Source organism: Stenotrophomonas sp. SORGH_AS_0321 (assembly GCF_031453215.1).
GTDB lineage: Bacteria > Pseudomonadota > Gammaproteobacteria > Xanthomonadales > Xanthomonadaceae > Stenotrophomonas > Stenotrophomonas chelatiphaga.
Genome location: NZ_JAVIZG010000001.1, coordinates 145,720 through 170,371 on the forward strand (window position 1 = coordinate 145,720; position 24,652 = coordinate 170,371).

The window sequence follows — 24,652 nt, forward strand, 5'->3', positions numbered from 1 at the left end:
GTCAGCAGTGCGGGCTTGTGCCCACTGCATAGGCCAACCCGCGCCGCAGCAGCGCGCGCACCTGGGGATCGGCGTAGGCCGCCGCATCGTGGCCGAAACCGGTGTACCAGCTGCGTCCGCGGCCCATCGGCCGGCACCAGGTAATGGGATGGTCAGCGCCCATGGTGCCGCCCGGGTAGCTGGCCTCATCCACCGTCGCCAGCACCTGCACCCAGGGTCGCGGGTTGCGCCGGTAGTTGTAGATCTCGTCGGTGATCGACCATTGGCGGCCTTCGTGGCCGCCGCCGTGCAGGGTTACCTTGGCGGTCTGCAGGCCCGGTGGATGCTTGTGGAACCAAGCACCGACCAGCTCGCCGTAGAACGGCCAGTCGTATTCGGTATCGGCCGCCGAATGCAGGCCGAGGAACCCGCCGCCGCCTTCGATGTAATCCTTGAAGGCCGCCTGCTGGGCCTCATCCAGCACATCACCGGTGGTATTGGCGAACACCACGGCGCGGTACGCCGACAGTCCCTCGCCGGTGAAGACCGCGCTGTCTTCGCCATGCACCACCCGCAGGCCCTGTTCGGACGCCAGGGACCGCAGCGTATCCACGGCCACCGGAATGGAGTCGTGGCGGAATTTTGCAGTGCGGGTGAAGACCAGGATCGCGTCGTCGGCAACGGCCGGCCAGGGCAGCAGGAACAGGGCCATGCAACAGCAGAGGAGGGTACGCATGCGGCGGATTCTGCCACGCACCGCGTGTCGGGCGATGCTGCACTGCATTGATCCTGCTCAAGGCATGGCCTGCACGGCGGGTGTGTAATGCTCGCGTTCCAATACGGCAGACCACCGAGGAGCCCGGCCATGTACAAGCGCATCCTGATTGCCACCGACGGATCGGAACTGGCGGAAAAAGGCCTGATGAAGGGCCTGGAGCTGGCCAAGGACCTGGACGCGGAGGTCGATATCGTGACCGTATCCGAGCCTTGGGCCGTCGGCATGTACGACGCCATGGGCTGGAGCGTGGGCTACATGAACAGCCCGGAATACAAGGCCGACCGCGAACAGACGGCGCAGAAGATCCTGCAGCCCGCACTGGCCACCGCGCAGGCGCAGGGCGTGCGGGCCAATGGCGTGCACGTGCTGGACCGCTATGCGGCCGACGGCGTGATCGACGTGGCCGGCGAGCGCAGCTCGGACCTGATCGTGATGACCTCGCATGGCCGGCGCGGGATGACCCGCGTGCTGCTCGGCAGCCAGACCGCCGAAGTCCTGGCACGCAGCAGCATCCCGGTGCTGGTCATCCGCTGACGCCGGCCGACCGGGGTCGGCGCCAGCGGGCACAGCGTTCCCTGGGGAGGGGACCCGGCGTCGGTCGCAGGAAGCGGCCGGCGCCGTTTTTCTTCCGGGCCCGGCGCCCGCGCCACGTTCAGTCGCGCAGCTTCAGGGTCTGCGATTCGTCCAGGCTGCCATCGGCCTGCAGCACCACGTAGCGTTCGCCGCTGCGGTCGAACAGCACCGGGATCGGATCGCGGAACAGCGGCCGCCGCACGAAGCGCAGCTGCCAGCCGAAATGTTCCAGGGTCTGCACGGCGGACAGTTGTTCGGCGGTCAGCCCGTGGCGAAGGGCGGCCTGGTCGATCGGCAGGTTGCGGCGTTCTACGTTGCTCATTTCGAAAGAACGTGCATCACCAGCTGTAGAGCTTCCAGTACACCGGTGACACGCCATCCTTGGAATTGTCCATGCGGCCATCGCCGTTCTGGTCGTAGATGAAATAGGGGGCACCGCGCAGCGGGGTCACCTTGACCATGCGCAGCTGGCCCGCCACCCGGTATTCCTCCAGCACGTCGCCGTTGTCCAGCGTGCGCTTGGCGATGTCGGCACCGGCCACATCGACCGGCGGTGCACCGGCGCCACCGGAGGTCGCGCAGCCGGCCAGCAGCAGGGCCAGCAGCAGCGGCGCGGCGAGCATCATGGGTTTCATGGTCAGGAGTCCTTGGCCGGGTGTGCAGGGGATTATGCCCCAGCCGGCGTGACCGACGCGCAGGCGCCGGGCGCGTAGAATCGTCGCATGAGCAGATTAGTCCTTATCGACGGGTCCAGTTACCTGTATCGCGCGTTCCACGCGCTGCCGCCGCTGTCCAATCCGCAGGGTGAACCGACCGGTGCGTTGTTCGGCGTGGTCAACATGCTGCGCGCAACGCTGAAGGAGCGCCCGGCCTACGTGGCATTCGTGGTCGATGCGCCGGGCAAGACCTTCCGCGACGACCTGTACGACCAGTACAAGGCCAACCGCCCGCCGATGCCGGACGAGCTGCGCAGCCAGGTCGAACCGATGTGCCGCATCGTCGAAGCGCTCGGCATCAGCATCCTGCGCATCTCCGGCGTGGAGGCCGACGATGTGATCGGTACGCTGGCCCTGCAGGGCGTGGCGCGCGACCTCAGCGTGACCATCTCCACCGGGGACAAGGACTTCGCCCAGCTGGTGCGGCCGGGGATCGAACTGGTCAACACCATGACCGGCAGCCGGATGGATTCCGACGCTGCGGTGATGGAAAAATTCGGCGTGCGCGCCGACCAGATCGTCGACCTGCTGGCGTTGATGGGCGATGCCGTGGACAACGTGCCGGGTGTCGAGAAATGCGGCCCCAAGACCGCCGCCAAGTGGCTGGGCGAGTACCAGCACCTTGACGGGGTGATCGCCGCCGCGCCGGGCATGAAAGGCAAGATCGGCGAGAACCTGCGCGCGGCGCTGGAGCGGTTGCCGCTGAACCGCGAGCTGGTGACCATCCGTACCGACGTGGCCCTGGAGTCCGGACCGCAGGACCTGCCGCTGCGCGAGCGCAACGTCGAGGAACTGCGCGAACTGTACGCGCGGTATGGCTTCACCCAGGCGTTGAAGGAGCTGGAAGGCAGCGCCGGGCTGGCGCCGAGCGTGGCCAGCGAGGCAGCGCCGAGCCTGCGCGGCACCGCCGCCGGCTTCGCCCGCGGTGGCAGCGACGCGGCGCCGGTGGCTGACCTGGACCCGTCGCTGTCGCTGCCGGGCGAGTACGAGACGGTCCTCGAGCCGGCCCAGCTGCAGGCCTGGGTCGAGCGGCTGCAACACGCGGACCTGGTCAGTTTCGATACCGAAACCGATGCGCTGGATGCCATGCGGGCGCGGCTGGTGGGCATCAGCCTGGCGGTGGAGCCGGGCAAGGCCGCCTACATCCCGATCAATCACGACTACCCCGGCGCGCCGGCCCAGCTGCCGATGCAGCAGGTGCTGGATGCGCTGCGCCCGGTGCTGGAAGACCCGGCGAAGAAGAAGCTCGGCCAGCACGGCAAGTACGACCTGCACGTGCTGCGCCGGCACGGCATCGACGTGCGCGGTTACCACGACGACACCATGCTGGAAAGCTTCGTGCTCAATTCCACCGCCACACGGCATGACATGGATTCGCTGGCGCAGCGCTACCTCGGCTACACCACGATCAAGTTCGAGGACGTCGCCGGCAAGGGCGCCAAGCAGATCTCGTTCTCCCAGGTGGGCATCGACGAGGCCAGCCGCTACGCCGCCGAAGATGCCGATGTGACCCTGCGGCTGCACCGTGCGCTGGCGCCGCAGTTGCTGGCGCTGCCGTCGCTGGACCAGGTGTACCGGGAAATCGAAATGCCGCTGGTGCCGGTGCTGGCCAGCATCGAAGCCAACGGCGTGCAGGTGGACGTGGCCGAACTGCGCCGCCAGAGCCAGGACCTGTCCACGCGCATGCTGGCCGCGCAGCAGAAGGCCACTGAACTGGCCGGGCGCAGCTTCAACCTGGATTCGCCCAAGCAGCTGCAGGCGGTGTTGTTCGACGAACTCAAGCTGCCCGCCCTGGTGAAGACGCCGAAGGGCCAGCCGAGCACCAACGAAGAAGCGCTGGAGGCCATTGCCGAACAGCACGAGCTGCCGCGGGTGATCCTTGACTACCGTGGGCTGGCCAAGCTGCGCAGTACCTACACCGACAAGCTGCCGGAGATGGTCAACGCCGATACCGGCCGGGTGCACACCAGCTACCACCAGTCCGGCGCGGCCACCGGGCGGCTGTCATCGTCCGATCCGAACCTGCAGAACATCCCGATCCGCACCGAGGACGGCCGCCGCATCCGTCGTGCCTTCGTGGCACCGGAGGGCAAGCTGCTGCTGGCCGCCGATTACTCGCAGATCGAACTGCGGATCATGGCCCACCTGTCCGAAGACCCGGGCCTGGTACGCGCCTTCGAACAGGGGGCGGACGTGCACCGCGCCACCGCCGCCGAAGTGTTCGGGCGCCGCCTGGACGAGGTGACCAGCAACGAACGCCGCGCCGCCAAGGCGATCAACTTCGGCCTGATGTACGGCATGAGTGCGTTCGGCCTGGCACGCAACCTGGGCATAGACCGTGGCCAGGCGCAGGATTACGTCGCGCTGTATTTCAGCCGGTATCCGGGGGTGCGTGATTTCATGGACCGCATGCGCCAGCAGGCGCGCGAACAGGGCTACGTGGAAACCCTGTTCGGCCGGCGCCTGTATCTGAACGACATCAACGCGCGCAACCAGGGCCTGCGTGCCGGTGCCGAGCGGGCGGCCATCAATGCGCCGATGCAGGGCACCGCGGCCGACATCATCAAGCGGGCGATGGTGGACGTGGATCGCTGGCTGCAGGCGTCCGCGGCGCCGGCCCGGATGATCCTGCAGGTGCACGATGAACTGGTGTTCGAGTGCGAGGCCGGCTTCATCGACGAACTGCGTACCGCAGTGGTCCTTCATATGTCGCAAGCGGCACAGTTGAAGGTGCCGCTGGTGGTCGATACCGGGCACGGCCAGAACTGGGACGAAGCCCATTGAGTCGTATCCAGCGCTTTATGACACTGAATGGGTTAATGGGACCGATTTAGCTGACTAAATGATGAATATTCTGGTGAGGGTGGTTGGCTAAATGGGCCGCCTTCACGATTCATCAATGTTCGAAGTGCTTCCATAGGCTCCAACAGGCGCAACGCCTGTTGTGGATCTCTCCCATCCCCTGGAGAAGATCTCGGAACGGGGGCTCCTCCCCAAGCGCCCGTTCCCCGGCCCCGTTGACCTCCCCCTGGTCAGCGGGGCTTTTTATTTGCGGCGTCGGCAAGGCGTCGCCGTTACAGCCAGTCGCGCGGTACCAGGTAGTCGGCCAGCCGCGCTTCGGCGCTGCCGGGTTCGGGTTGGAAGCCGTATTCCCAGCGCACGCGAGGCGGCAGGCTCATCAGGATGCTTTCGCTGCGGCCCCCGCTCTGCAGGCCGAACAGGGTGCCGCGGTCGTAGACCAGGTTGAACTCCACGTAGCGGCCGCGCCGGTACAGCTGGAACTCGCGCTCGGCATCGCCGTACGGGTCGTCCTTGCGCCGCGCCACGATCGGCAGGTAGGCGTCCAGGAAGCCATCGCCGACCGCGCGCAGGTAGTCGAAGTCACGCTCGAAATCGCCATGCAGGTCATCGAAGAACAACCCGCCCACGCCGCGCGTCTCGTTGCGGTGGCGCAGGAAGAAGTACTCGTCGCACCAGCGCTTGTGCGCCGGGTAGCGCTCGGGGCCGAACGGCGCGCACAGGTCATGCGCGGTCTGGTGCCAGTGCTGCACGTCTTCGTCGAACGGATAGAACGGGGTCAGGTCGAAGCCACCGCCGAACCAGCGGGCCACCACCTGTCCCTCCCGTTCGGCCTGGAAAAAGCGCACGTTGGCGTGGGTGGTGGGTACCCGCGGATTGAGCGGGTGGAACACCAGTGATACGCCGGTGGCGCGCCACGAGGCGCCCGCCAGCTCCGGCCGGTTGGCCGAGGCCGAAGGGGGCAGGCGGCTGCCGGCCACGTCGGAAAAGCCGATGCCTGCCTGCTCGAACACGGCGCCGTCGCGCAGGATGCGGGTGCGGCCGCCGCCGCCTTCGGCACGCTGCCACAGGTCTTCCTGGAAGCGGGCCTGGCCGTCGACGCCTTCGATGGCGGCGCAGATGCGGTCCTGCAGGTCGGTGAGGTAAGCGCGGACGCGGTCGAACTCGTTCATGCGTGCAGTTTAGCCGGTGCCCGCGGCCCACGGCAGGTCGCGCCGCGCGTTCGCCGGGCACGGCGCGGCGCCAGCGGCTGGCAGAGGGACCTCAGCGCTTGTGGTTGCCGGTGCGCGGGGCGGCCGGTGCGTCGTCCTTGCTGCTCTGGTCGGCGGCGTCCTGCAGCGCCCGCCCCAGCTCCATCAGCGTCCAGTTACGGGTGGCCACCACGTCGCAGGCCACGTGGCGGCCGCTGCGGTCGGCCTCGCACAGCTGCTGCAGCTGCGCCCGCGCGTCCACGTCGGCGTTGTTTTCCTGCGCACTGGCCAGGTTCTCGCAGCCTTCGCGCACGCCGGCGCGGCACACCTGCAGGTAGCTGCCGGCGGCCTGTACCCACTCACCGGAGAGCGCCTGCTGGTTGCCCAGCGTGTTGCAGCCCTGCAGGCTGCCGGCCTTGCAGCAGGCGGCGGCTCCCTCCGTGCTGCCGGCCTGCGGGCAGTCCCGCGGCAGCGGCACGACGTTGAAGACCACCGGCGCGGTGCACTGCGCCGGACCCCCGCTGCGCTGGAAGACGCGCATCCGGGTCCACTCGTCCATGCCGACCAGCTTGCCGCCGGGCAGGGCCTGGAACACGAAGTCCCCGCCCTTGTCGTGGCGCAGCCGGATCTCACCGTCTTCCAGCCGCGCGCGCGCCTGCGCGCCCATGCCCATTCCCACCAGGCCGCCGTCAGCGAAGTCCAGCGTGTCCAGCAGCCCGCCGTCACTGCGGTACTCGCCGCAGGGCAGGGCGGTGGCCGGCTGCGGCCGCGCCGCGCTGCCGAGCGCCTGCAACGGCGCATGCAGCTCGCAGGCGCGCTCGTCGCCGCTGCGGCAGCTGAGCTGCAACGCCGCCACGGCCTGCACGAAGGCGCCGGCCTTCCACTGTTCCTCGGCAACCTCGCGGCAGAAATCGCCGTCCGGATAGGCCACGCACAGCGACTGCAGGGACGCCAGCCGGCCTGCCGGCAGCACGATCTCACGCTGGTCGAACACGCCGGTCAGCGCCATGCCCATCGCCTTGGACAGCGCCGCCTTGGCCGCTACCTCGCAGGCCTGCTCGTCATAAGCAGGGTCGGCTTCCTTGCACACCGCCGGTTCCTGCAGGTCCGGGTCGTCATTGGGGGCGCGGGTGTCGGCCTGGCGCGCCTCGCTGACCCATTCGCGCAGCAGACCGCTGCAGGCCACGCCGGTGCCCTGTTCGCACCACTGCTGCAGGCGCGTTGCATCGGCGCTGTACAGCTGGTTGCCACAGGTGGCTTCATCGTAGACGGCGCAGTCCTGCGCGTTGGCCACGGCAGCAGCGGACAGGAGGAAAAGCGCGGCGATCGCGCGCAGCGGCAGCGTCATCACTGACATGCAGACTCCGGGGGAAAAAAGGAAGAAAGAGGGGGGTCAGTAACGCGAACGGATGTCCGGGCGCATCAGGCGCCACGCCAGCCAGCCCTGCAGCACCGCGAACAGCACGCAACTGCCGAGCACGGTGGCGGTGAACAGGATGCGCTGGGCATTCAGTGCCTCGACCACATCGGCCTCGCCGAGTTTGTCGATCAACACCGCGGCAACGCGATCCATCCACCACGCCACGCCGATGTTGGCGATGCCGGTGATCACCAGCAGCCAGACAAAGCTCAGCAGCCCCCAGCGGGTGCCCTTGTACAGGCCCCAGCTGGAGACCAGTGACGGCACGCAGACCGCGGCCAGCAGCAGGCTGGTGGCCACCGGGTGGGCCAGCATCCAGCGCAGGCTGGCCGGCCACTCGCTTTCCTCGGCCAGCGCGACCAGCATCTGCCACGGTTGGCTGGCGCCGATCGGCCAGGCCACCAGCGCCTGCAGCAGGAACCACACGATCATGGCCACGCAGACCAGCAGGGTGGTCAACGCGATCGGGCGCACGAAATCCGTGCGCGCTGGTGTGCCATGGCGCGGCGTGGCCAGGGTGGGGGGCAGCTGTGACATCCGGTGTCCTTGCAGGGGGAAACGACGCCAGCCGGGTCGTGCCGATCGCAACCGGCACGACCCCGTTGGTTACTTCACGTTTTCGTTGAACAGCTTGAGGATGCGCTTGTACTGGTCCAGCCAGGAATCGGCACGGGTGTAGCCATGGCGCTCCAGCGGGTAGGGCGCGATGGTCCAGTTGTCCTTGTGCAGTTCGATCAGGCGCTGGGTCAGGTTGACCGAATCCTGGAAGAACACGTTGTCGTCCATCATGCCGTGGCCGATCATCAGGTGGTCCTGCAGGTTCTGCGCGTACTCGATGGGCGAGGAAACGCGGTAGGCCTCCGGGTCGATGTCCGGCGTGTTGAGGATGTTGGCGGTGTAGGCGTGGTTGTAGTTGTGCCAGTCCACCACCGGACGCAGTGCGGCGCCGGCCTTGAACGTGCCCGGCGAACGGAACAGCGCCATGAAGGTCATGAAGCCGCCGTAGGAGCCGCCGTAGATGCCGGCGCGGTCACGGTCGCCCTGCTGGGTTTGCGCCAGCCAGTCCAGGCCGTCCTTGTAGTCTTCCAGCTCCGGGTGGCCCATGTTGCGGTAGATCGCGGTACGCCAGTCGCGGCCGTAGCCCTCGCTGCCGCGGTAGTCCATGTCCAGCACGATGTAGCCCTGCTGCACCAGCAGGTTGTGGAACATCTGTTCGCGGAAATAGGCCGGGTAGCGCTGGTGCACGTTCTGCAGGTAGCCGGCACCGTGCACGAACATCACGATCGGATACTTTTTGCCGGGATCCTTGTTCTCCGGCTCGTAGTACTTGGCCCAGACCACGCCGGCACCGTGCTTGGACGGCACCGCCACCAGCTTCGGCTGGATCCACTCGCGCGCCTTGAATTCGGCGCTGCGGGTATCGGTCAGCACGCGCGCCTGGCCGCCGGTCGCCGGCACCACGGCCAGCTGGGCCGGCAGGTAGGCGCCGGAGTAGCGCACCAGCAGCTGCTGGCCATCCGGAGACACGCTGAAATCCTCAACGCCGTTGAGGGCGGTCAGCTCGCGCACCTGGCGGCTGGCCACGTCGACGCTGCACACTTCATAGTCGTGCGGGGCCTGCTGGTTGCACAGGAAATAGAAGCCCTTGCCATCGGCCGACAGCGCCGGCGCGGAGGTCTCCCACTTGCCGCTGGTCAGCGCCTGCGGCTTGCCGGCACCGGCCTGGGTGTACAGGTGCGAGAAGCCAGATTCCTCGGACAGCAGCCACAGCGTGCGGCCGTCGGCCATCCAGCCGTAATCATTGAAGCCCCAGTTGATCCAGGCCTGGTCGGTAAGGCGGTGGCGGTTCTGCAGGCGGCCATCGGCCGCGGCCACGCTGACGATCCAGCGGTCCTTGTTGTCGTTGGCGCGCAGCATGATCGCGGCCTGCTGGCCATCGGCGCTCCAGCGGATGCCGCCGCCCATGAAGTCGCTCATCAGTTCCAGCGGGCGGTTGCCCTTCAGCGCGTCCTTGCCGGCCTGTCTGCGCAGGCTGGCCAGCGGATCGGTGCCGATGCCCGGCAGCGCGTCCAGCGACACCTTGTCGGCCTTGCCGGTGCGTGCATCGACCAGCCAGAAGGTGTGCGGTTCCGGATCATTGCGGCCGACGCGGGTGCGGGTGTCTTCGGTTTCTTCGTAACCGGATTCGGTCACGTACAGCGGCATCTTGCTGGTGCGACCTTCTTCGAAGCCCTTCGGCTTGGTCACCACCACCAGGTGCACGCCATCGGGTGACAGCACGCTGTCGACGATCTCCACATCGGCGCCGAGGAACACCGGACCCGGCGCGCGGGTCGGGTCGGTCTCGCGCCAGCGCTGGTCCTGCTCCTTCAGCGCCTCGCGCTGTTCGCGGTCGCGGCGCAGGGTTTCCAGCGTGCGCAGCTGCTGCTCGCGCAGGGTATCGGCCTTGGGCGCGTCGGACGGATTCTTCTCGGCCTTCAGGCTGGCCACCTGGGCGACGCCGCTGGCGGCGGTCCAGTGGAACCAGTTGTGTCCGTTGCGCCAGATCACGCCGCCGTCGGTGGCGAAGTTGATGCCGCTGGAGCGTTCATTGCCACGGGTGAGCTGGGTCAGTGCGCCGCTGCGCAGGTCGCGCACGAACACATCGCCGTTGCGGGCGAAGGCCATGCGGCTGCGGCTGCTGTCATACACCGGATTGGCCACGTCCAGGCTGCCGCGCTGGTCGTCGGCCACCTGGGCGGCGGCGCCCCCGCTGAGCGGCTGGCGGAACGTGTCGCGCACCGGGCTGCCCTTGCGCTTGAGCTGGTACTCGACCTGCTGGCTGTTCCAGGACCACCAGGCGCGTTCCACCGGCGGCCCGATCCAGTCCGGGTCGGCCATGGCCTGTTCGATGGTGATCGGGGTCGGCGCGGCCTGTACGGCCGGAGCGGCCAGCAGGGCGGACAACAACAGGGACAGCGGCAGCACTCGGGACATGGACGGGACGCACCGTGAAGGAGAAAACCGGCCAAGGGTAGCAGCCCCTCCCCGGCAGGGGCTGGCCCACAGGTCATGGAAGGGTGTGCGGCTGCTGGCGGCTTGGTGATTTTCCAGCAGTGGCTGGGCCGGTCGGGGTACCTATGCGGGGCACGCGTGAATACGTCCATGTAGCTCTTCGCGGCTCCTGCCGCTCAAGGCCCCGCACAGCCACCCCGACCGGCCCCCGGACAGATGGCGATGGCCGCCAGCCAAAGAAAAAGAGCAAATCGGTAGCGCCGACCCATGGTCGGCGGAAACCATCCGACCCCATTCCCCCCCGATCCGCCGACCATGGGTCGGCGCTACCGAAGTTTCCAAGGCCGCCATGAACCTGTCGAAGGTGGGGCGGGGTGGGTTGGCGGGGGCGTTGAGCGCCATGGATGGCGCGAAACGAGGCCCGCATGGGTGAGGGCGCTTTGCTTGCGAAGCACCGCTTCGCAAGCGCCCGAACGCACAGCCGCCCAGCGGCTGGGCCGGACCCCAGAGGGGCAGTCTTTGCCGTCCCCCGCCAACCCATCCCGCCCCACCTACACGCGGCCCTGCAGCACCTGCTGCTGCCGTTGCCAGCACCGCTGCGACAAAGTGAAGCAGGGCGGCATCCGGTCGCATCCCCTGTTAACGCAAATCCACCCAGACTGGTCCGGTATCCCCACCCGCGCCCGGCAGGAGGCGTCCCTTGGACGCATTGTTGTTGTCCCGTTTCCAGTTTGGATTCGTGGTCAGTTTCCACGTGCTGTTCCCCGCCTTCACCATCGGCACCGCCAGCTGGCTTGCCTTTGTCGAGTGGCGCTGGCTGCGCACCCGCAACCCGATCTGGCGCGAGCTGTACTTCTTCTGGCAGAAGATCTTCGCCGTGTCCTTCGGGATGGGCGTGGTCAGCGGCATCGTCATGGCCTTCCAGTTCGGCACCAACTGGCCGCGCCTGACCCAGGTGGCCGGCTCGGTGATCGGCCCCTTGCTGACCTACGAAGTACTGACCGCCTTCTTCCTGGAGGCCAGTTTCCTCGGCGTGATGATGTTCGGCTGGGGCCGGGTGTCGCCACGGCTGCACTTCCTGTCCACCTGCATGGTGGCCCTGGGTACGCTGTTTTCCACGTTCTGGATCCTGGCCTCCAACAGCTGGCTGCATACCCCCGCCGGCTATGAAATGGTCAATGGCATCGTGCAACCGGTCGACTGGTGGAAGGTGGTGTTCAACCCGTCCTTCCCGTACCGGCTCACCCACATGGCGCTGGGTTCGTTCATCACCACCTGCTTCGTGATCGGCGGCATCGGCGCGTTCTACCTGCGCCGTGGCGTGCACGTGGAAGCCGGTCGCCGCATGCTCACCGCCGCGGTGATCTTCGCGGCAATCACCGTACCGGCGCAGATCTTCGTCGGCGACATGCATGGCCTGAACACCCTCAAGCACCAGCCGATGAAGATCGCCGCGATGGAAGCCCACTGGCACCAGACCCAGCCCGGCGAGGGCGTGCCCCTGGTGGTGTTCGCCGTGCCCGACGAACAGCAGGAACGCAACGATTTCGAGGTCGCCATCCCCAGGCTCGGCAGCCTCATCCTGACCCACTCGCGCGACGGAACCTTCGCCCCGCTGACCTCGGTACCGGCCAGCGAACGGCCGCCGGTGACCCCGGTGTTCTTCGCCTTCCGCATCATGGTGGGGCTGGGCACGTTGATGCTGCTGCTGGCGTTGGTGTCGGCCCTCGCGCTGTGGCGCGGCAGATTGCTGCAGTCGCGATGGCTGCTGCGTGGCTGGAACTGGATGCTGCCCAGCGGCTTCATCGCGCTGGTGTCGGGTTGGTTCGTGACCGAAATGGGGCGCCAGCCGTGGGTGGTGTACGGCCTGCTGCGCACCGCCGATGCAGTAGGGCCGCAAAGTGCCTGGATGACCGCACTGTCGCTGGGGGTGTACGTGGTCGGCTATGCCTTCGTGTTCGGCTGGGGCATCTGGTACCTGATGAAGATCCTGCGCCAGGGCCCGCATCCGCATGAAGAAGGACCGTCGCTGGACGGCGGCCATCACACCCCGGCGCGTCCGCTGTCCGCTGCCGATGAACCGCTGGAGGAGCGCTGACATGGACCTGATGACCTGGCTGCCGGTGGCATGGTTTGCGGTGATCGGCTTCGGGGTGCTGATGTACGTGGTGCTGGACGGCTTCGTGCTGGGCATCGGCATCCTGGCGCCTTTCGCGCACAGCGAAGAAGAACTGGACCAGATGATGAACACCGCCGCACCGATCTGGGACGGCAACGAGACCTGGCTGGTACTCGGCGGTGCGGGCCTGCTGGCGGCCTTCCCGAAGGCCTATTCGGCGCTGCTTTCGGCGCTGTACCTGCCGGTGCTGCTGCTGGTGATGGCGTTGGTGTTCCGCGGCGTGGCGTTCGAGTTCCGCTTCAAGGCGCACCGCTCCAAGCGGCTGTGGAGCGTGGCGTTCGGGCTGGGTTCGCTGCTGGCCAGCTTCGCCCAGGGGGTGATCCTGGGGGCGCTGGTGCAGGGCCTGCCGATCGTCGACGGGGTCTACCAGGGCGGCGCGTTCGGCTGGTTCAGCCCGTTCGCGATGCTGACCGGCGCCTCGCTGGTGGCCGGCTATGCATTGCTGGGCAGCACCTGGCTGATCCTCAAGACCACCGGCCCGGTGCAGGTGCTGGCGCGGCAGCTGACCCGGCCGCTGGTGGCGGCGGTGATCGTGGCGATGGGGCTGGTCAGCAGCTGGCTGCCGTTCCTGCAGTCGCACCTGATGCAGCGCTGGTTCGCCGATGGCAATTTCTGGTGGCTGTCGCCGGTGCCGATCCTGACCCTGGCGGCGGCCGCTGCGCTGTGGCGCAGTGCCGTGCATCCCAAGCGCGACCTGCCGCCGTTCCTGCTGACCCTGGCGCTGTTCGTGCTCGGGTTCGCCGGGCTGGTGCTGGGCATGTGGCCCTACCTGCTGCCACCGAGCATGACCCTGTGGGACGCAGCGGCACCGGCGACTTCGCTGGGCTTCAGCCTGGTCGGCCTGGTGGTGCTGCTGCCGGTGATCCTGGGCTATACGGCGTGGTCGTACCGGGTGTTCCGCGGCAAGGTGGAAGCCGGCGCGGGCTACCACTAGGCGCGGCCGGCGACGACCGTTGGCTGCGCTGGGTGACGACCGTTGGTCGTGGCAGGTGACCAACGTTGGCTGCGGTGGGTGACGACCGTTGGTCGTCACGCTCTTCGCCCCGGCCGTGCTAGCGTGCGGCGCTCCGCGCAACCGCAGCCTGTTCTCCCGCAATGATCGAGTTTTCCGTTGTCGACTGGGCCGCCTGGGCGCCCGGGCTGGCCACCCGCAGCGCCTGGCAGGACTGGGCGCAGGCACCGTGGCTGCCCGAAGGCGAGGACACCCCCGCGCTGCCGGAGGTACCGGCGATGCAGCGTCGCCGGATCGAACGGCTGGGTCGCATGGCGATCCAGGCCGCCTGCTGGTGCGAAGCCGGCGAGGGCGCGGACAGCCGCGTGCCGCTGGTGTTCGCCAGCCGCCACGGCGACGTCGCGCGCTCGATGGAACTGCTGGCCGCGCTGGTGGCCGAAGAAGCGCTGTCACCGACCACCTTCGGCCTGTCGGTACACAATGCGATCGGCGCGCTGTACTCCATCACCCGCGGCCACCGTGGCAACAACCTGGCACTGGCGGCGGGCAAGGCCACCGCCGAAGCGGCCTGCCTGGAAGCGGCCGGACTGCTGGCCGATGGCGCCGAGGAAGTCCGCATCGTGGTCTACGACCCGCCGTTGCCGGCACTGTATGCGGAATTCATCGATGAGCCGGCACCGTTCCATGCCTGGTGTTGGCGCGTCAGGCGCCCCGATGCCGCTGGCGTGCGCCTGCAGCTGCACTGGCAGGCCACCGATGCGCCCGATGATCCGCCCGGCCTGCTGCCGCATGCGTTGGACCTGCAGCGTTTCCTGTTGTCCGCGCAGCCGCGCTGCGAACGGGTGATCGACGGCCAGCGCTGGACCTGGACGCGTGGCGGCTGAGGCCCTTGCTCGCGGCCTGGACCGGGCCTGGCGGGTGCTGGCCACCGGCGTCAGCTTCGCGGCGTTCGGGCTGGGCGGGTTGATCGCCGGCGTGGTCGTGGGACCCTTGCTGCTGGTCCTGGTGCGCGATCCCGCGCGTCGCCGTCGCCTCGCGCGTCGCGGCGTCCAACACGGATTCGCCCTGCAGGTGGCGATCATGCGCCGCCTCGGCGTGCTCACGGTGTCGGTCAGTGGCGCGCCACGGCTGCAGCGTGAAGGCCTGCTGGTGCTGGCCAACCATCCCACCCTGATCGACGTGGTGCTGCTGGTCGCGCTGCTGCCGAATGCGGACTGCGTGGTCAAGCGCGCGGTGGCCCGCAATCCGTTCATGCGCGGCACGGTCGGTGCCGCCGGCTATATCGTCAATGATGACGGGCCGACGCTGGTCGACGCCGGCATTGCCGCGGTGCGCGGCGGGGGCTGCCTGGTGATCTTCCCCGAAGGCACCCGCAGCGAGCCCGGCCAGCCGCTGAAACTGCGCCGCGGCGCGGCCAACATCGCCGTGCGCGGCCGGCTGGACATGACCCCGGTACGGATACGCTGCGACCCGCCGACGCTGGAAAAGGGACGGAAATGGTATCGTGTGCCCCCGCGACGCTTCCACGTTTCGCTGGAGGTCGGTGAGGACATTCCGATCGATACGTTTCTCGACGAAGACGCAGTGGCAGGAGGGGAAGCCCTGGCCGCGCGGCGCGTCACCGATTACCTCACCCATTACTTCCAACCCTGTGGAGAGCTGCCCCGTGCAGGAACTTGAGCACGAGATCAAGGAGCTGATCATTTCGGCGTTGTCGCTGGAAGACGTCTCCGCCGCCGATATCGATGCGGCCGCGCCGTTGTTCGGCGAAGGCCTCGGCCTGGATTCCATCGATGCACTGGAGCTGGGCCTGGCCCTGCAGAAGCAGTACGGCGTGAGCCTGTCCGCCGATTCGGAAGAAACCCGCCGTCATTTCGGCAGCGTGCAGGCCCTGGCGGCCTTCGTCGCCAGCCACCGCGCGTGAGTGCGGGTGCCGCCATGACCAAGACCGACCTGTTCGCGCATATTGCGCGGCTGCTGACCAGCAGCTTCGAGATCGATCCGGCGCTGATCGTGCCCGGCGCGCGCCTGCATGCCGACCTGGATATCGACAGCATCGACGCCGTCGACCTGATCGTGCAGTTGAAGCCACTGCTGGGCCGCAACCTGCAGCCGGACGCCTTCAAGACCGTGCGCACCGTGCAGGACGTGGTCGATGTGGTGCATGGCCTGTTGCCCGACCCGGCTGCTGCCTGACCGCGCGCACCGGACCGCCATCGTGTCCCATCCGCGCAGGGTCGCTTTCGTACTGCTGTCGCTGGCCTATCCGCCGCTGATGTACCTGGCGATGGGCCGGTTCGAACCGCGTTGGCTGTCATTGCTGTTGTTCGCGGTGGCGCTGCTGCGCGCACTGGGCACCCGCGAACGGCTGTGGATCTGGTCGGCCGCCGGCACCGGGCTGTTGGCGGTGGTGGCGCTGCTGGGCAATGAGGCGCTGCCGCTGAAGCTGTACCCGGCGCTGGTCAACGCGGTGCTGCTGGTGTTCTTCCTGGTCAGCCTGCGCCATCCCCCGACCGTGGCCGAGCGCTTCGCACGCCTGCAGGATCCCCAGTTGCCGCCGTTCGCCATCGCTTACACGCGCCGCGTCACCCAGGTCTGGTGTGGCTTCTTCGTGGTGAATGGTGCACTGGCGCTGGCCACGGCCCTGTGGGCGTCCGATGCCACCTGGGCGCTGTACAACGGCCTGCTGGCCTATCTGTTGATGGGCCTGCTGCATGCCGCCGAATGGACCGTGCGGCGACGGGTCAAGGCGGCCCACGGCCATGTCTGAGTGGATTCCGCTGCACCTTCTGCTGCAGTCCGCACGGCCTGGCCGCACGGTGGGCGCGCTCGACGGCGCGGTGCTGGACCACGCCGGGCTGCTGGCCCGGGTGCGCGGCTGGCAGGCGGCGTTCGCGGCCGCCGAAGGGCGCGACTGGGCGCTGTACTTCACTGACAGCCTGGCTTTCGCCGCCGCGCTGCTGGGCGCCTGGTCGGCCGGCAAGCGGGTTCATCTGCCGGGCGATGACCTGCCCGGGACGTTGCAGGCGCTGCGACCGCACGTGGATGGTTTCGCCGGCGATGTCGATGCGTGCTGGCAGCCGCTGCACGCGGCGCCGCCTACCGAAGTGCCCCCCGTTGGCGTCGTGCTGGATCCACAGGCCTGCCGGCTGGTGGTGTTCACCTCCGGCAGTACCGGCGAACCTGCGGCGATCGAAAAGCGCCTGGACCAGCTGGGCAGCGAAGTCGAGGCGCTGCAGCAGGCGTTCGGCACGCTGCTGGCCGGTGCCCATGTGCACGGCACCGTCTCCCACCAGCACATCTACGGGCTGCTGTTCCGCGTGCTGTGGCCGCTGGCCGCGGGCCGGGCGATCGAGCGGCGGCGTTTCTTCCATGAAGACCTGGTGGCCGCGCTGGCCGCCGCCCCCAGCGTGCTGGTGGCCACCCCGGCGCACCTGAAACGACTGCCGCCGCAGCTGGACTGGGCCGGCGCGCGCGGCCAGCTGCGCGCGGTGTTTTCCTCCGGCGGGCCGCTGCCGGCACAGGCTGCCGCGGAGGTGCGTGCGGTGCTGGGCATCGCGCCGATCGAAGTGTTCGGCAGCAGCGAGACCGGCGGTATCGCCTGGCGCCGTTGCGAGGATGCCGCACCCGCGTGGCAGCCGTTGCCGGGCGTGCAGTGGCGCATCGATGACGGTCAGTTGGCGGTGGCATCGGCGCACTTGGCGCAGGAGGGCTGGTGGCGCAGCGAGGACCGTGCCGAAGCCAGTGCTGACGGCGGTTTCCGCCTGCTCGGGCGTGCCGACCGCATCGTCAAGATCGAAGAGCGCCGGGTATCGCTGGGTGCGCTGGAACAGGCCCTGTGCCGCGACCCGGGCGTGGCCGAAGCGCAGGTGCTGGTGCTGCCCGGCGCGCGCGCGCAGCTGGCCGCGGTGATCGTGCCGCACGACCGCGCACTCGCACAGGCCGGCGATGCCGAGCGACGCGCCTTCATCGGCCGCCTCACCGCGCGGTTGGCCGAAGGCCATGACGCCGTGACCCGGCCGCGGCGCTGGCGGCTGGTTGCCGCGATGCCGGTCAATGCGCAGGGTAAGCCGACCCAGGCGCTGCTGCAGGCGCTGTTCCAGAAAGCGCTTCCAACGCCGCAGTGGCTGGCACGCGACGCCACCACGGCGCGGCTGGCGTTGCTGCTGGCGCCGGAGCTGATGGCGTTCGAAGGGCACTTCCCCGGCGTCGCCGTGCTGCCGGGCGTGGCTCAGGTGGACTGGGCGATCCAGCTGGCGCGCGAAGCCTTCGACCTGCCGCCCCGGTTCCTGCGCATGGATGCGCTGAAGTTCCAGCAGGTTGCGCGCCCGCACGACGTGCTGCAACTGCACCTGGACTGGGACCCGGTCCGGTGCGTGCTCGGATTCCGGTTCAGCTCCGATCACGGCATTCACGCCAGTGGCAAAGTACTGTTCGCCGATGCCGATTGATTCCCTGGTTCCCGCCGCCGAGTACGCCCTGCTGGTCGTGGTACCGGTCTACGACCATGAGCACGCCATCGCTGACGTGGTGGCCGGTATCCGCGCTGCGGGACTGCCGTGCCTGCTGGTCGACGATGGTTCGCATGCGGACTGTGCGGCCGTGCTGGCCGGGCTTGCACGGCAGCCGCACGTCGGCCTGCTGCGGCTGCCACACAACCAGGGCAAGGGCGGCGCGATGCTGGCCGGATTCAGCGAGGCGGCACGGCTGGGCTATACCCATGTCCTGCAGATCGATGCCGATGGCCAGCACGACACCACCGAGCTGGGCCGTTTCGCCGCGCTGTCGCGGACCCACCCGGAGGCGGTGATCTGCGGCATCCCGGCCTACGACGAAACGGTGCCGAAGATCCGCCTGTACGGGCGCTATGGCACCCATGTGTGGGTCTGGATCAACACCTTGTCGCTGCACCTGCGCGATTCGATGTGCGGCTTCCGGGTGTATCCGCTGGCGCCGGTGCTGCAGGTGATGGCCGAGGAAACGATCGGCCGGCGCATGGATTTCGACACTGAGATCCTGGTGCGGCTGTACTGGCGCGAGGTGCCGGTGCATCACCTGGCCACGCCGGTTACCTATCCGAAGGATGGCGTCTCGCACTTCGATGTGTGGCGCGACAACCTGCGCATCAGCGGCATGCACGCGCGGCTGTTCGGGGGGATGCTGCGGCGCGCTCCGCAACTGCTGCGGCGACGCCTGCGGGGACAGCCCTGATGGCGGCGCGTCCCGGTCCTGCCGCACCGCACTGGGCCGACATCGGCGAGCGCACGTCGGTACGCGGCGTGCTTGCGCTGTGCTGGATCCACCGCTGGTTCGGGCGTTGGCCGTACCGGCTGTGCGCCTGGCCGGCGGTGGCCTGCCACTGGCTGGCCAACGGCCTGGCACGCCGCGCCTCGCTGCAGTACCTGCAGCGGTTGCAGGCGTACAGCGGGGCGCTGGGCCGCGCGCCGAACTGGCTGGACAGCCTGCGCCACTTCGCGCTGTTCGGCGACACCATGCTGGACAAACTGCTGGCACTGGGGCGGCGTTATCCGGCGCAGCGCCTGCGGCTGCACGACAACCCCGCCCTGCAGCGCATTGGTCGCGCGCAGGGCGGGGTGTTCCTGACCGCCCACGTCGGCTGCCTGGAGCTGTGCCAGGTGCTGGCCGAAAAAGTCCCCGGCCTGCATCTCACCGTGCTGGTCCACACCAAGCACGCGCAGCGCTTCAACAGCCTGCTGGCGCGGCTGGATCCGCTGGCATCGGTGGAACTGGTGCAGGTGACCGACGTCGGCCCGGCGATGGCGATGACCCTTGGCCAGCGGGTCGCCGCGGGCGGCTTCGTGGCGATCGTCGGTGACCGCGTGCCGGTACACAGCGAACGCGTGGTGCACGCCGACTTCCTCGGCCATCGCGCACCGTTCCCGGTGGGCGGCTACGTGCTCGCCGCCGCGCTCGGCTGCCCGGTGTATACGCTGTCCTGCCTGCACCAGGACGGTGGTTACCGGATCCGCTTCGATCTGTTCGACGAACGCATCGTGCTGCCGCGCGGATCCCGCGACGCCGCGCTGCAGGACTGCGCGCAGCGTTATGCCGCATGGCTGGAACAGCAGGTGATCGAATCGCCGCTGGACTGGTTCAACTTCTTTCCGTTCTGGGACCAGGCCGCCGATGCCGATTGAACCGCTTCCCTCCTGTCGCTTCGGTGCCGGCCCGCTGACCATCGAAGACGTCGTTGCGCTGGCGGACCGCCGCGTGCAGGCCGTGCTCGACGACGCGCCCGGGTTCCGCGCCCGGATCCAGCGCGGCGCGGATTTCCTCGACCGCCTGCTGCGCGAGGACGGCGTGGTCTACGGGGTGACCACCGGTTACGGCGACTCCTGCACCACGGTGATCCCGCCGTCGCTGGTGGCCGAACTGCCGCACCATCTGTACACCTACCATGGCTGTGGGCTGGGTCGTTTCCTCGATGCACAGGAAACGCGCGCGGTGCTGGCGGCACGGTTGGCGTCGCTGTCGCAGGGCATGTCCGGCACCAGCGTGGCCCTGCTCGAAGGCCTCGCCGCCCTGCTGCAGCATGACGTGCTGCCGCGCATCCCGGCCGAGGGTTCGGTCGGTGCCAGCGGCGACCTGACCCCGTTGTCGTACGTGGCGGCCGTGCTGTGTGGTGAGCGCGAGGTGCTGTTCGAAGGCAGCGTGCAGTCCGCCGCCGAAGTGCTGCTGCGGATCGGCCTGCAGCCGCTGCGGCTGCGGCCCAAGGAAGGCCTGGCGCTGATGAACGGCACCGCGGTGATGACCGGACTGGCCTGCCTGGCCTGGCATCGCGCCGACTACCTGTGCCGCCTGGCCACGCGCCTGACCGCCTTCAACGTGCTGGCCAGCGATGGCAACGCGCACCATTTCGACGAAACCCTGTTCGCCGCCAAGCCGCACCCGGGCCAAGCGCGCATCGCCGCGCGACTGCGTGCCGACCTGCACAGCGATCGCCCACCGCGCAACGAACAGCGCCTGCAGGATCGTTACTCGCTGCGCTGCGCGCCGCATGTCATCGGCGTACTGGAAGACACCCTGCCGTTCCTGCGCCAGTTGATCGAGACCGAGCTCAACAGCGCCAACGACAACCCGCTGATCGATCCGGACGAAGAACGCGTGCTGCACGGCGGGCACTTCTACGGCGGGCATATCGCGCTGGCGATGGACACGCTGAAGAACGCGGTGGCCAACCTGGCCGACCTGCTGGACCGCCAGCTGGCGCTGCTGGTGGATGCGCGGTACAGCCACGGCCTGCCAGCCAACCTGTCCGCCGCGACCGGCCCGCGCGCCGCCATCAACCATGGCCTGAAGGCGCTGCAGATAAGCGTCTCGGCGTGGACCGCCGAAGCGCTCAAGAACACCCTGCCGGCGTCGGTATTCTCGCGTTCCACCGAATGCCACAACCAGGACAAGGTCAGCATGGGCACCATCGCCGCGCGCGACTGCCTGCGGGTGATCGAGCTTGCCGAACAGGTGGTCGCCGGCATGCTGATCGCCGCACGCCAGGCGGTGGCCCTGCGCCAGCGGGTGGGGCTGCAGGCGCAGCTGCAGGGGGAGCTGGCCGCGATGCACGATGACCTCGGCCAGCGCATCGCGCTGATCGAAGAAGACCGCGCGCTGGATGGCGAGCTGCGCCAGCTGCTGCTGGACATCCGCAGCCGTCAGTGGGAGCTGTACCGCGATGCATGAGCTGGTCGAAGAGATCACCCTGGCGCCCGCCTTCCACGACTGCGACCCGATGCAGGTGGTCTGGCATGGAAACTACTTCAAGTATTTCGAGATCGCACGCTGCGCGCTGCTGCAACGATACGACTACGACTATCCGCAGATGCAGGAATCGGGCTATCTGTGGCCGGTGGTGGATGCGCGGGTCAAGTACGTGCGCCCCCTGCGCTTCCAGCAGCAGCTGCGGGTGCGGGCACGCATCGTCGAATGGGAAAACCGCTTGAAGATCACCTACGAAATCTTCGACGCCGGCAGCGGCGAACGGCTGACCCGCGCGCACACCGTGCAGGTCGCCGTCGCTGCCGCCAGTGGTGAAATGCAGTACCTGTGCCCGCCGATCCTGTGGCAGAAACTCGGAGTTCCCGCGCCATGAAATTGAGTCACTGCCTGCGCCTGCTGGCGCTGTCCAGCCTGCTTGTCGTTTCGTTCGTCGCCGGCGCTGCCGACGACGCAGTGCAGGCGATCGCCCGCGATGTCGCACGGCCGGCGGTGCTGCGCGGCGAGTTCAGCCAGGAAAAGCAGGTCGCCGGTTTCCGCAACCCGCTGCGTTCGCAGGGCCGCTTCGTGGTGGCGCGCGAGCGCGGGGTGATCTGGACCACGCTGAAGCCGTTCCCTTCGGAGATGGTGATCACCGCCGAGCGCATCCTCAGCCGGCAGCCCGATGGCAGTACCCGGGTAGAGCTGGATGCACGCGAACAGCCGGCGATGCGCTCGGTCAACGCGATCCTGTTCGCGCTGATGAGCGGCGACGTGCAGGCCCTGTCCAGCCAGTTCACGGTGGAGGCGCAACGCGATGCGAAGGGCTGGACGCTGTCGCTGACACCGAAGTCGCCGATGTTGGCCAAGGCCTTCAGTTCGTTGCAGCTGCGGGGTGACCGTTACGTCCGCCAGGTCGACATCGTCGAGGCCAGCAGGGACCGTACCCGGCTGACCTTCAGCGCCCTCACCGAGGTGCCGGCCACGCTGGCAGCGGACGAGGCGGCACGCCTTGACTGATCGCGGACCGGTGGCCGACACCCCCCATCGCGGCTGGCGCTGGCTTGCCCTTGCCTGGCTGCTGGTGCTGCTGGCGCTGGGCGTGCAGCAGGCCCTGCAGTGGCGGCAGCATGCGCCGATCGACACCGATATCCTCGCGCTGCTGCCACAGGATGCACAGGACCGCCTGCTGTCCGACGTAACCCGGCGCATCGCCGATGCGAACTCGCGCGACGTGGTGGTGCTGCTGGGCAGTACCGACGCGGCCGCCACGCTGCGCGCGCAGGCGGCCTTCGCCGCTGCGCTGGCCGGCGATGCCGACGCCGCGCTGCTGCAGCCGGCCGGTGCGCTCGACGGCTGGTTCGATGAGGCGCGCACGTTCTACGCGCCGTACCGTGACCGCCTGTTGACCCCCGCACAGCGCGACACCCTGCAGCACGCCGCGCCCGATGCGCTGGCGCAACAGGCGTTGGCCCAGTTGTATGGACCCAATGGGTGGGCCACGGCTGACCGCCTGGCTGCAGGATCCGCTGGGCCTGTGGCCGGCATGGTGGCAGCAGCAGGCAAAGGCGGCCGGCCTGCGACTGGGTGAAGACGGCCTGCTGCAGGCCGAAGGAAAGCAGTGGGCGGTGCTGCGCCTGGGCACCCGCGATTCGGCGTTCCAGCTGGACGGCGAACCGCATATCGGTGCGCTGCTGGAACGCGCGGGGCAGGCCGCGAGCGCCGCCACGCCCGGACTGGAGATCCTGCACGCAGGCGTGCCCCTGCATGCCGAAGCCGCGGCGGTGCAGGCCAACCGCGAGATCAACACGATCGGCTGGGGCTCGCTGGCCTCGGTGCTGCTGCTGGTGTGGCTGGCGTTCCGTTCGCTGCGCCCGATCCTGCTGGTGGCGATGTCGCTGCTGGTCGGCTGCGGGGTGGCGCTGGCTGCGACCGTGCTGGTGTTCGGCAAGGTGCACCTGCTGACGCTGGTGTTCGGCGCCTCCCTGGTCGGCGTGGCCGAAGACTATGGCATCCACTGGTTCGCCTCGCGCCAGGCGGCGCCGCGGCAGAGTCGCTGGTCCCTGCTGCGCTACCTGCTGCCCGGGTTGTGGCTGGCCCTGCTGACCAGCGCGTTGGCCTATCTGGCGCTGGCCATCACGCCGTTCCCCGGCCTGCGGCAGATGGCGCTGTTTTCGGTGGTCGGGCTGGCGGCCGCGTTCGTCACGGTGATCCTGTGGTTCCCGTGGCTGGATGGTGGAACGGTGCGCCAGACCCGTTTCTCGCACTGGCTGGGCAACACGCTGCAGCGCTGGCCCCGGCTGCGCGGCCGGTCGCTGGGTGGCGTGGTCACCGCGCTGCTGCTGTTCTGCGCCGGTGGCATGCTGTTCCTGCACGTGGACGATGACCTGCGCAGCCTGCAGTCTTCGCCACCGGCGCTGATGGAACAGCAGATCCGCATCTCGCGCCTGCTCGGCATGCCCAGCCCGGCGCAGTTCTTCCTGGTGCAGGGCGCCGATGCCGGCCAGCTGCTGCAACGCGAAGAAGCCTTGACCGCACGGCTTCGCGCGCTGGAAGGGCAGGGCCGCATCGGCAGCCATCGCGCGCTGAGTGACTGGTTGCCGTCTCCGTTGCAACAGGACGCCGACGCCCGGCTGGCTGCGCAGGCGGAGTCAGCGGTGCTGCAGGCGGTCGGCGCGGTCAGTGGCGAGGCGCTGCAGCGACCGACGTTCGCCAGCACTCCGATCGACCTGCAGGCCTTCCTTGCTTCGCCGGCCTCGGCGCCGTTCCGGCCGCTGTGGATAGGTGCGCTTGGCGAGGGCGTGGCCAGCGTGGTGCTGGTCGATGACCTCTCGCAACCCAGTGCACTGGCCGACCTCGACCAGGCCGGCGCCGGCCTGCCCGGCGTGCGCTGGGTCGACCGCACCGCGGATTTTTCGCGCCTGCTGGGGCATTACCGCAAGCTGATGAGCGGCATGCTGCTGGCCGGCGTGGCGCTGGTGTTCGCCGCATTGTGGTGGCGCTACCGCCGCGATGCCTGGCGGGTGATCGTGCCGACCCTGCTCGCCGGCAGCCTGACGCTTGCCGTGCTGGCCCTGCTTGGCCATCCGTTGCAGCTGTTCAACGTGCTGGCATTGATGCTGCTGCTGGGCATGGGCATCGACTACGGCATCTTCCTGCTGGAACACCGCGGCGATCCCAGCGCCTGGGTGGCGGTGTGCGTGGGTGCGGCCAGTACCTGGCTCTCGTTCGGTCTGCTCGGGCTGTCCGCTACGCCGGCGCTGCGGGCCTTCGGCATGACCCTGCTGCTCGGCATCGGGCTGGTGTGGCTGCTGTCGCCGCTGTTCCGCCCCGCGCCCCCTCCAACCACAGGAACCCCGTGA

Annotated in this window: 22 protein-coding genes and 1 pseudogene; 16 read left to right on the forward strand and 7 right to left on the reverse strand. The window is 68.6% G+C overall.

Features of this window, described 5'->3' with window-relative positions; genetic code table 11:
- Position 1: 1 nt before the first annotated feature.
- Positions 2-715, reverse strand: a complete 714-nt coding sequence (locus QE373_RS00610; RefSeq protein WP_309682362.1) for a ThuA domain-containing protein — start codon at positions 713-715, stop codon at positions 2-4.
- Positions 716-844: 129 nt separating this feature from the next.
- On the opposite strand from QE373_RS00610, the gene QE373_RS00615 reads away from it, so the two are divergent.
- The gene (locus QE373_RS00615; RefSeq protein ID WP_309682365.1) at positions 845-1,291 is read left to right on the forward strand and encodes a universal stress protein; all 447 of its coding nucleotides are present in this window, start codon (positions 845-847) and stop codon (positions 1,289-1,291) included.
- 118 nt (positions 1,292-1,409) lie between these two features.
- On the opposite strand, the gene QE373_RS00620 is transcribed toward QE373_RS00615, so the two are convergent.
- Both QE373_RS00620 and QE373_RS00625 read right to left on the reverse strand, forming a co-directional pair.
- Positions 1,410-1,652, reverse strand: a complete 243-nt coding sequence (locus tag QE373_RS00620) for a hypothetical protein (RefSeq protein ID WP_309682368.1) — start codon at positions 1,650-1,652, stop codon at positions 1,410-1,412.
- 16 nt (positions 1,653-1,668) lie between these two features.
- On the reverse strand, positions 1,669-1,953 hold the full coding sequence (locus tag QE373_RS00625) for a DUF2782 domain-containing protein (protein WP_309689485.1): 285 nt from the start codon (positions 1,951-1,953) through the stop codon (positions 1,669-1,671).
- A gap of 99 nt (positions 1,954-2,052) precedes the next feature.
- Between QE373_RS00625 and polA the strand changes: the two genes are divergently transcribed.
- Entirely contained in the window at positions 2,053-4,830 is a 2,778-nt protein-coding gene (gene polA / locus QE373_RS00630) for a DNA polymerase I (RefSeq protein WP_309682371.1), read from the forward strand.
- A gap of 290 nt (positions 4,831-5,120) precedes the next feature.
- On the opposite strand, the gene hemF is transcribed toward polA, so the two are convergent.
- The 4 genes from hemF to QE373_RS00650 all read right to left on the reverse strand — a co-directional run bounded on the left by hemF (position 5,121) and on the right by QE373_RS00650 (position 10,431).
- Positions 5,121-6,017, reverse strand: coding sequence for an oxygen-dependent coproporphyrinogen oxidase (hemF, locus tag QE373_RS00635; protein ID WP_309682374.1), 897 nt, complete (start codon positions 6,015-6,017; stop codon positions 5,121-5,123).
- 91 nt (positions 6,018-6,108) lie between these two features.
- Complete coding sequence (locus QE373_RS00640; RefSeq protein ID WP_309682377.1) at positions 6,109-7,392, reverse strand: hypothetical protein; 1,284 nt, start codon at positions 7,390-7,392, stop codon at positions 6,109-6,111.
- A gap of 36 nt (positions 7,393-7,428) precedes the next feature.
- On the reverse strand, positions 7,429-7,992 hold the full coding sequence (locus QE373_RS00645) for a hypothetical protein (RefSeq protein ID WP_309682380.1): 564 nt from the start codon (positions 7,990-7,992) through the stop codon (positions 7,429-7,431).
- 69 nt (positions 7,993-8,061) lie between these two features.
- Positions 8,062-10,431, reverse strand: a complete 2,370-nt coding sequence (locus QE373_RS00650) for a S9 family peptidase (RefSeq protein ID WP_309682383.1) — start codon at positions 10,429-10,431, stop codon at positions 8,062-8,064.
- A 718-nt stretch (positions 10,432-11,149) separates the two neighbouring features.
- Here QE373_RS00650 and QE373_RS00655 point away from each other — a divergent pair.
- The 14 genes and pseudogenes from QE373_RS00655 (at position 11,150) to QE373_RS00720 (ending at position 24,652) form a co-directional block, all read left to right on the forward strand.
- Positions 11,150-12,547 carry a cytochrome ubiquinol oxidase subunit I gene (locus QE373_RS00655; protein ID WP_309682386.1) on the forward strand — a complete coding sequence of 466 codons (1,398 nt, stop codon included), beginning with the start codon at positions 11,150-11,152 and terminating at the stop codon, positions 12,545-12,547.
- 1 nt (position 12,548) lies between these two features.
- Complete coding sequence (gene cydB, locus QE373_RS00660; RefSeq protein WP_309682389.1) at positions 12,549-13,562, forward strand: cytochrome d ubiquinol oxidase subunit II; 1,014 nt, start codon at positions 12,549-12,551, stop codon at positions 13,560-13,562.
- A 161-nt stretch (positions 13,563-13,723) separates the two neighbouring features.
- A complete protein-coding gene (locus QE373_RS00665) occupies positions 13,724-14,464 on the forward strand; it encodes a beta-ketoacyl synthase chain length factor (protein ID WP_309682392.1) in 741 nt (246 codons plus the stop codon).
- The gene (locus QE373_RS00670) at positions 14,454-15,260 is read left to right on the forward strand and encodes a lysophospholipid acyltransferase family protein (protein WP_309682395.1); all 807 of its coding nucleotides are present in this window, start codon (positions 14,454-14,456) and stop codon (positions 15,258-15,260) included. Before QE373_RS00665 ends, QE373_RS00670 begins: the two co-directional genes overlap by 11 nt.
- Complete coding sequence (locus QE373_RS00675) at positions 15,247-15,504, forward strand: phosphopantetheine-binding protein (RefSeq protein ID WP_057507129.1); 258 nt, start codon at positions 15,247-15,249, stop codon at positions 15,502-15,504. Before QE373_RS00670 ends, QE373_RS00675 begins: the two co-directional genes overlap by 14 nt.
- Positions 15,505-15,518: 14 nt before the next feature.
- The gene (locus QE373_RS00680) at positions 15,519-15,776 is read left to right on the forward strand and encodes an acyl carrier protein (RefSeq protein ID WP_057507167.1); all 258 of its coding nucleotides are present in this window, start codon (positions 15,519-15,521) and stop codon (positions 15,774-15,776) included.
- Positions 15,777-15,798: 22 nt separating this feature from the next.
- Positions 15,799-16,350 carry a hypothetical protein gene (locus tag QE373_RS00685; protein ID WP_245625250.1) on the forward strand — a complete coding sequence of 184 codons (552 nt, stop codon included), beginning with the start codon at positions 15,799-15,801 and terminating at the stop codon, positions 16,348-16,350.
- On the forward strand, positions 16,343-18,031 hold the full coding sequence (locus tag QE373_RS00690; protein ID WP_309682404.1) for an AMP-binding protein: 1,689 nt from the start codon (positions 16,343-16,345) through the stop codon (positions 18,029-18,031). The genes QE373_RS00685 and QE373_RS00690 overlap by 8 nt, the downstream gene beginning before the upstream one ends.
- Positions 18,021-18,791: a glycosyltransferase family 2 protein gene (locus QE373_RS00695; protein ID WP_123700089.1), complete on the forward strand. Its 771-nt coding sequence runs from the start codon at positions 18,021-18,023 to the stop codon at positions 18,789-18,791. Before QE373_RS00690 ends, QE373_RS00695 begins: the two co-directional genes overlap by 11 nt.
- The gene (locus QE373_RS00700) at positions 18,791-19,738 is read left to right on the forward strand and encodes an acyltransferase (RefSeq protein ID WP_309682408.1); all 948 of its coding nucleotides are present in this window, start codon (positions 18,791-18,793) and stop codon (positions 19,736-19,738) included. The genes QE373_RS00695 and QE373_RS00700 overlap by 1 nt, the downstream gene beginning before the upstream one ends.
- Positions 19,728-21,278 carry an aromatic amino acid ammonia-lyase gene (locus QE373_RS00705; RefSeq protein WP_309682411.1) on the forward strand — a complete coding sequence of 517 codons (1,551 nt, stop codon included), beginning with the start codon at positions 19,728-19,730 and terminating at the stop codon, positions 21,276-21,278. The genes QE373_RS00700 and QE373_RS00705 overlap by 11 nt, the downstream gene beginning before the upstream one ends.
- The gene (locus tag QE373_RS00710; RefSeq protein WP_057507135.1) at positions 21,271-21,687 is read left to right on the forward strand and encodes an acyl-CoA thioesterase; all 417 of its coding nucleotides are present in this window, start codon (positions 21,271-21,273) and stop codon (positions 21,685-21,687) included. The genes QE373_RS00705 and QE373_RS00710 overlap by 8 nt, the downstream gene beginning before the upstream one ends.
- Complete coding sequence (locus tag QE373_RS00715) at positions 21,684-22,310, forward strand: outer membrane lipoprotein carrier protein LolA (RefSeq protein WP_309682414.1); 627 nt, start codon at positions 21,684-21,686, stop codon at positions 22,308-22,310. Before QE373_RS00710 ends, QE373_RS00715 begins: the two co-directional genes overlap by 4 nt.
- Positions 22,303-24,652 (forward strand): annotated as a pseudogene (locus tag QE373_RS00720) (MMPL family transporter). Before QE373_RS00715 ends, QE373_RS00720 begins: the two are co-directional and overlap by 8 nt.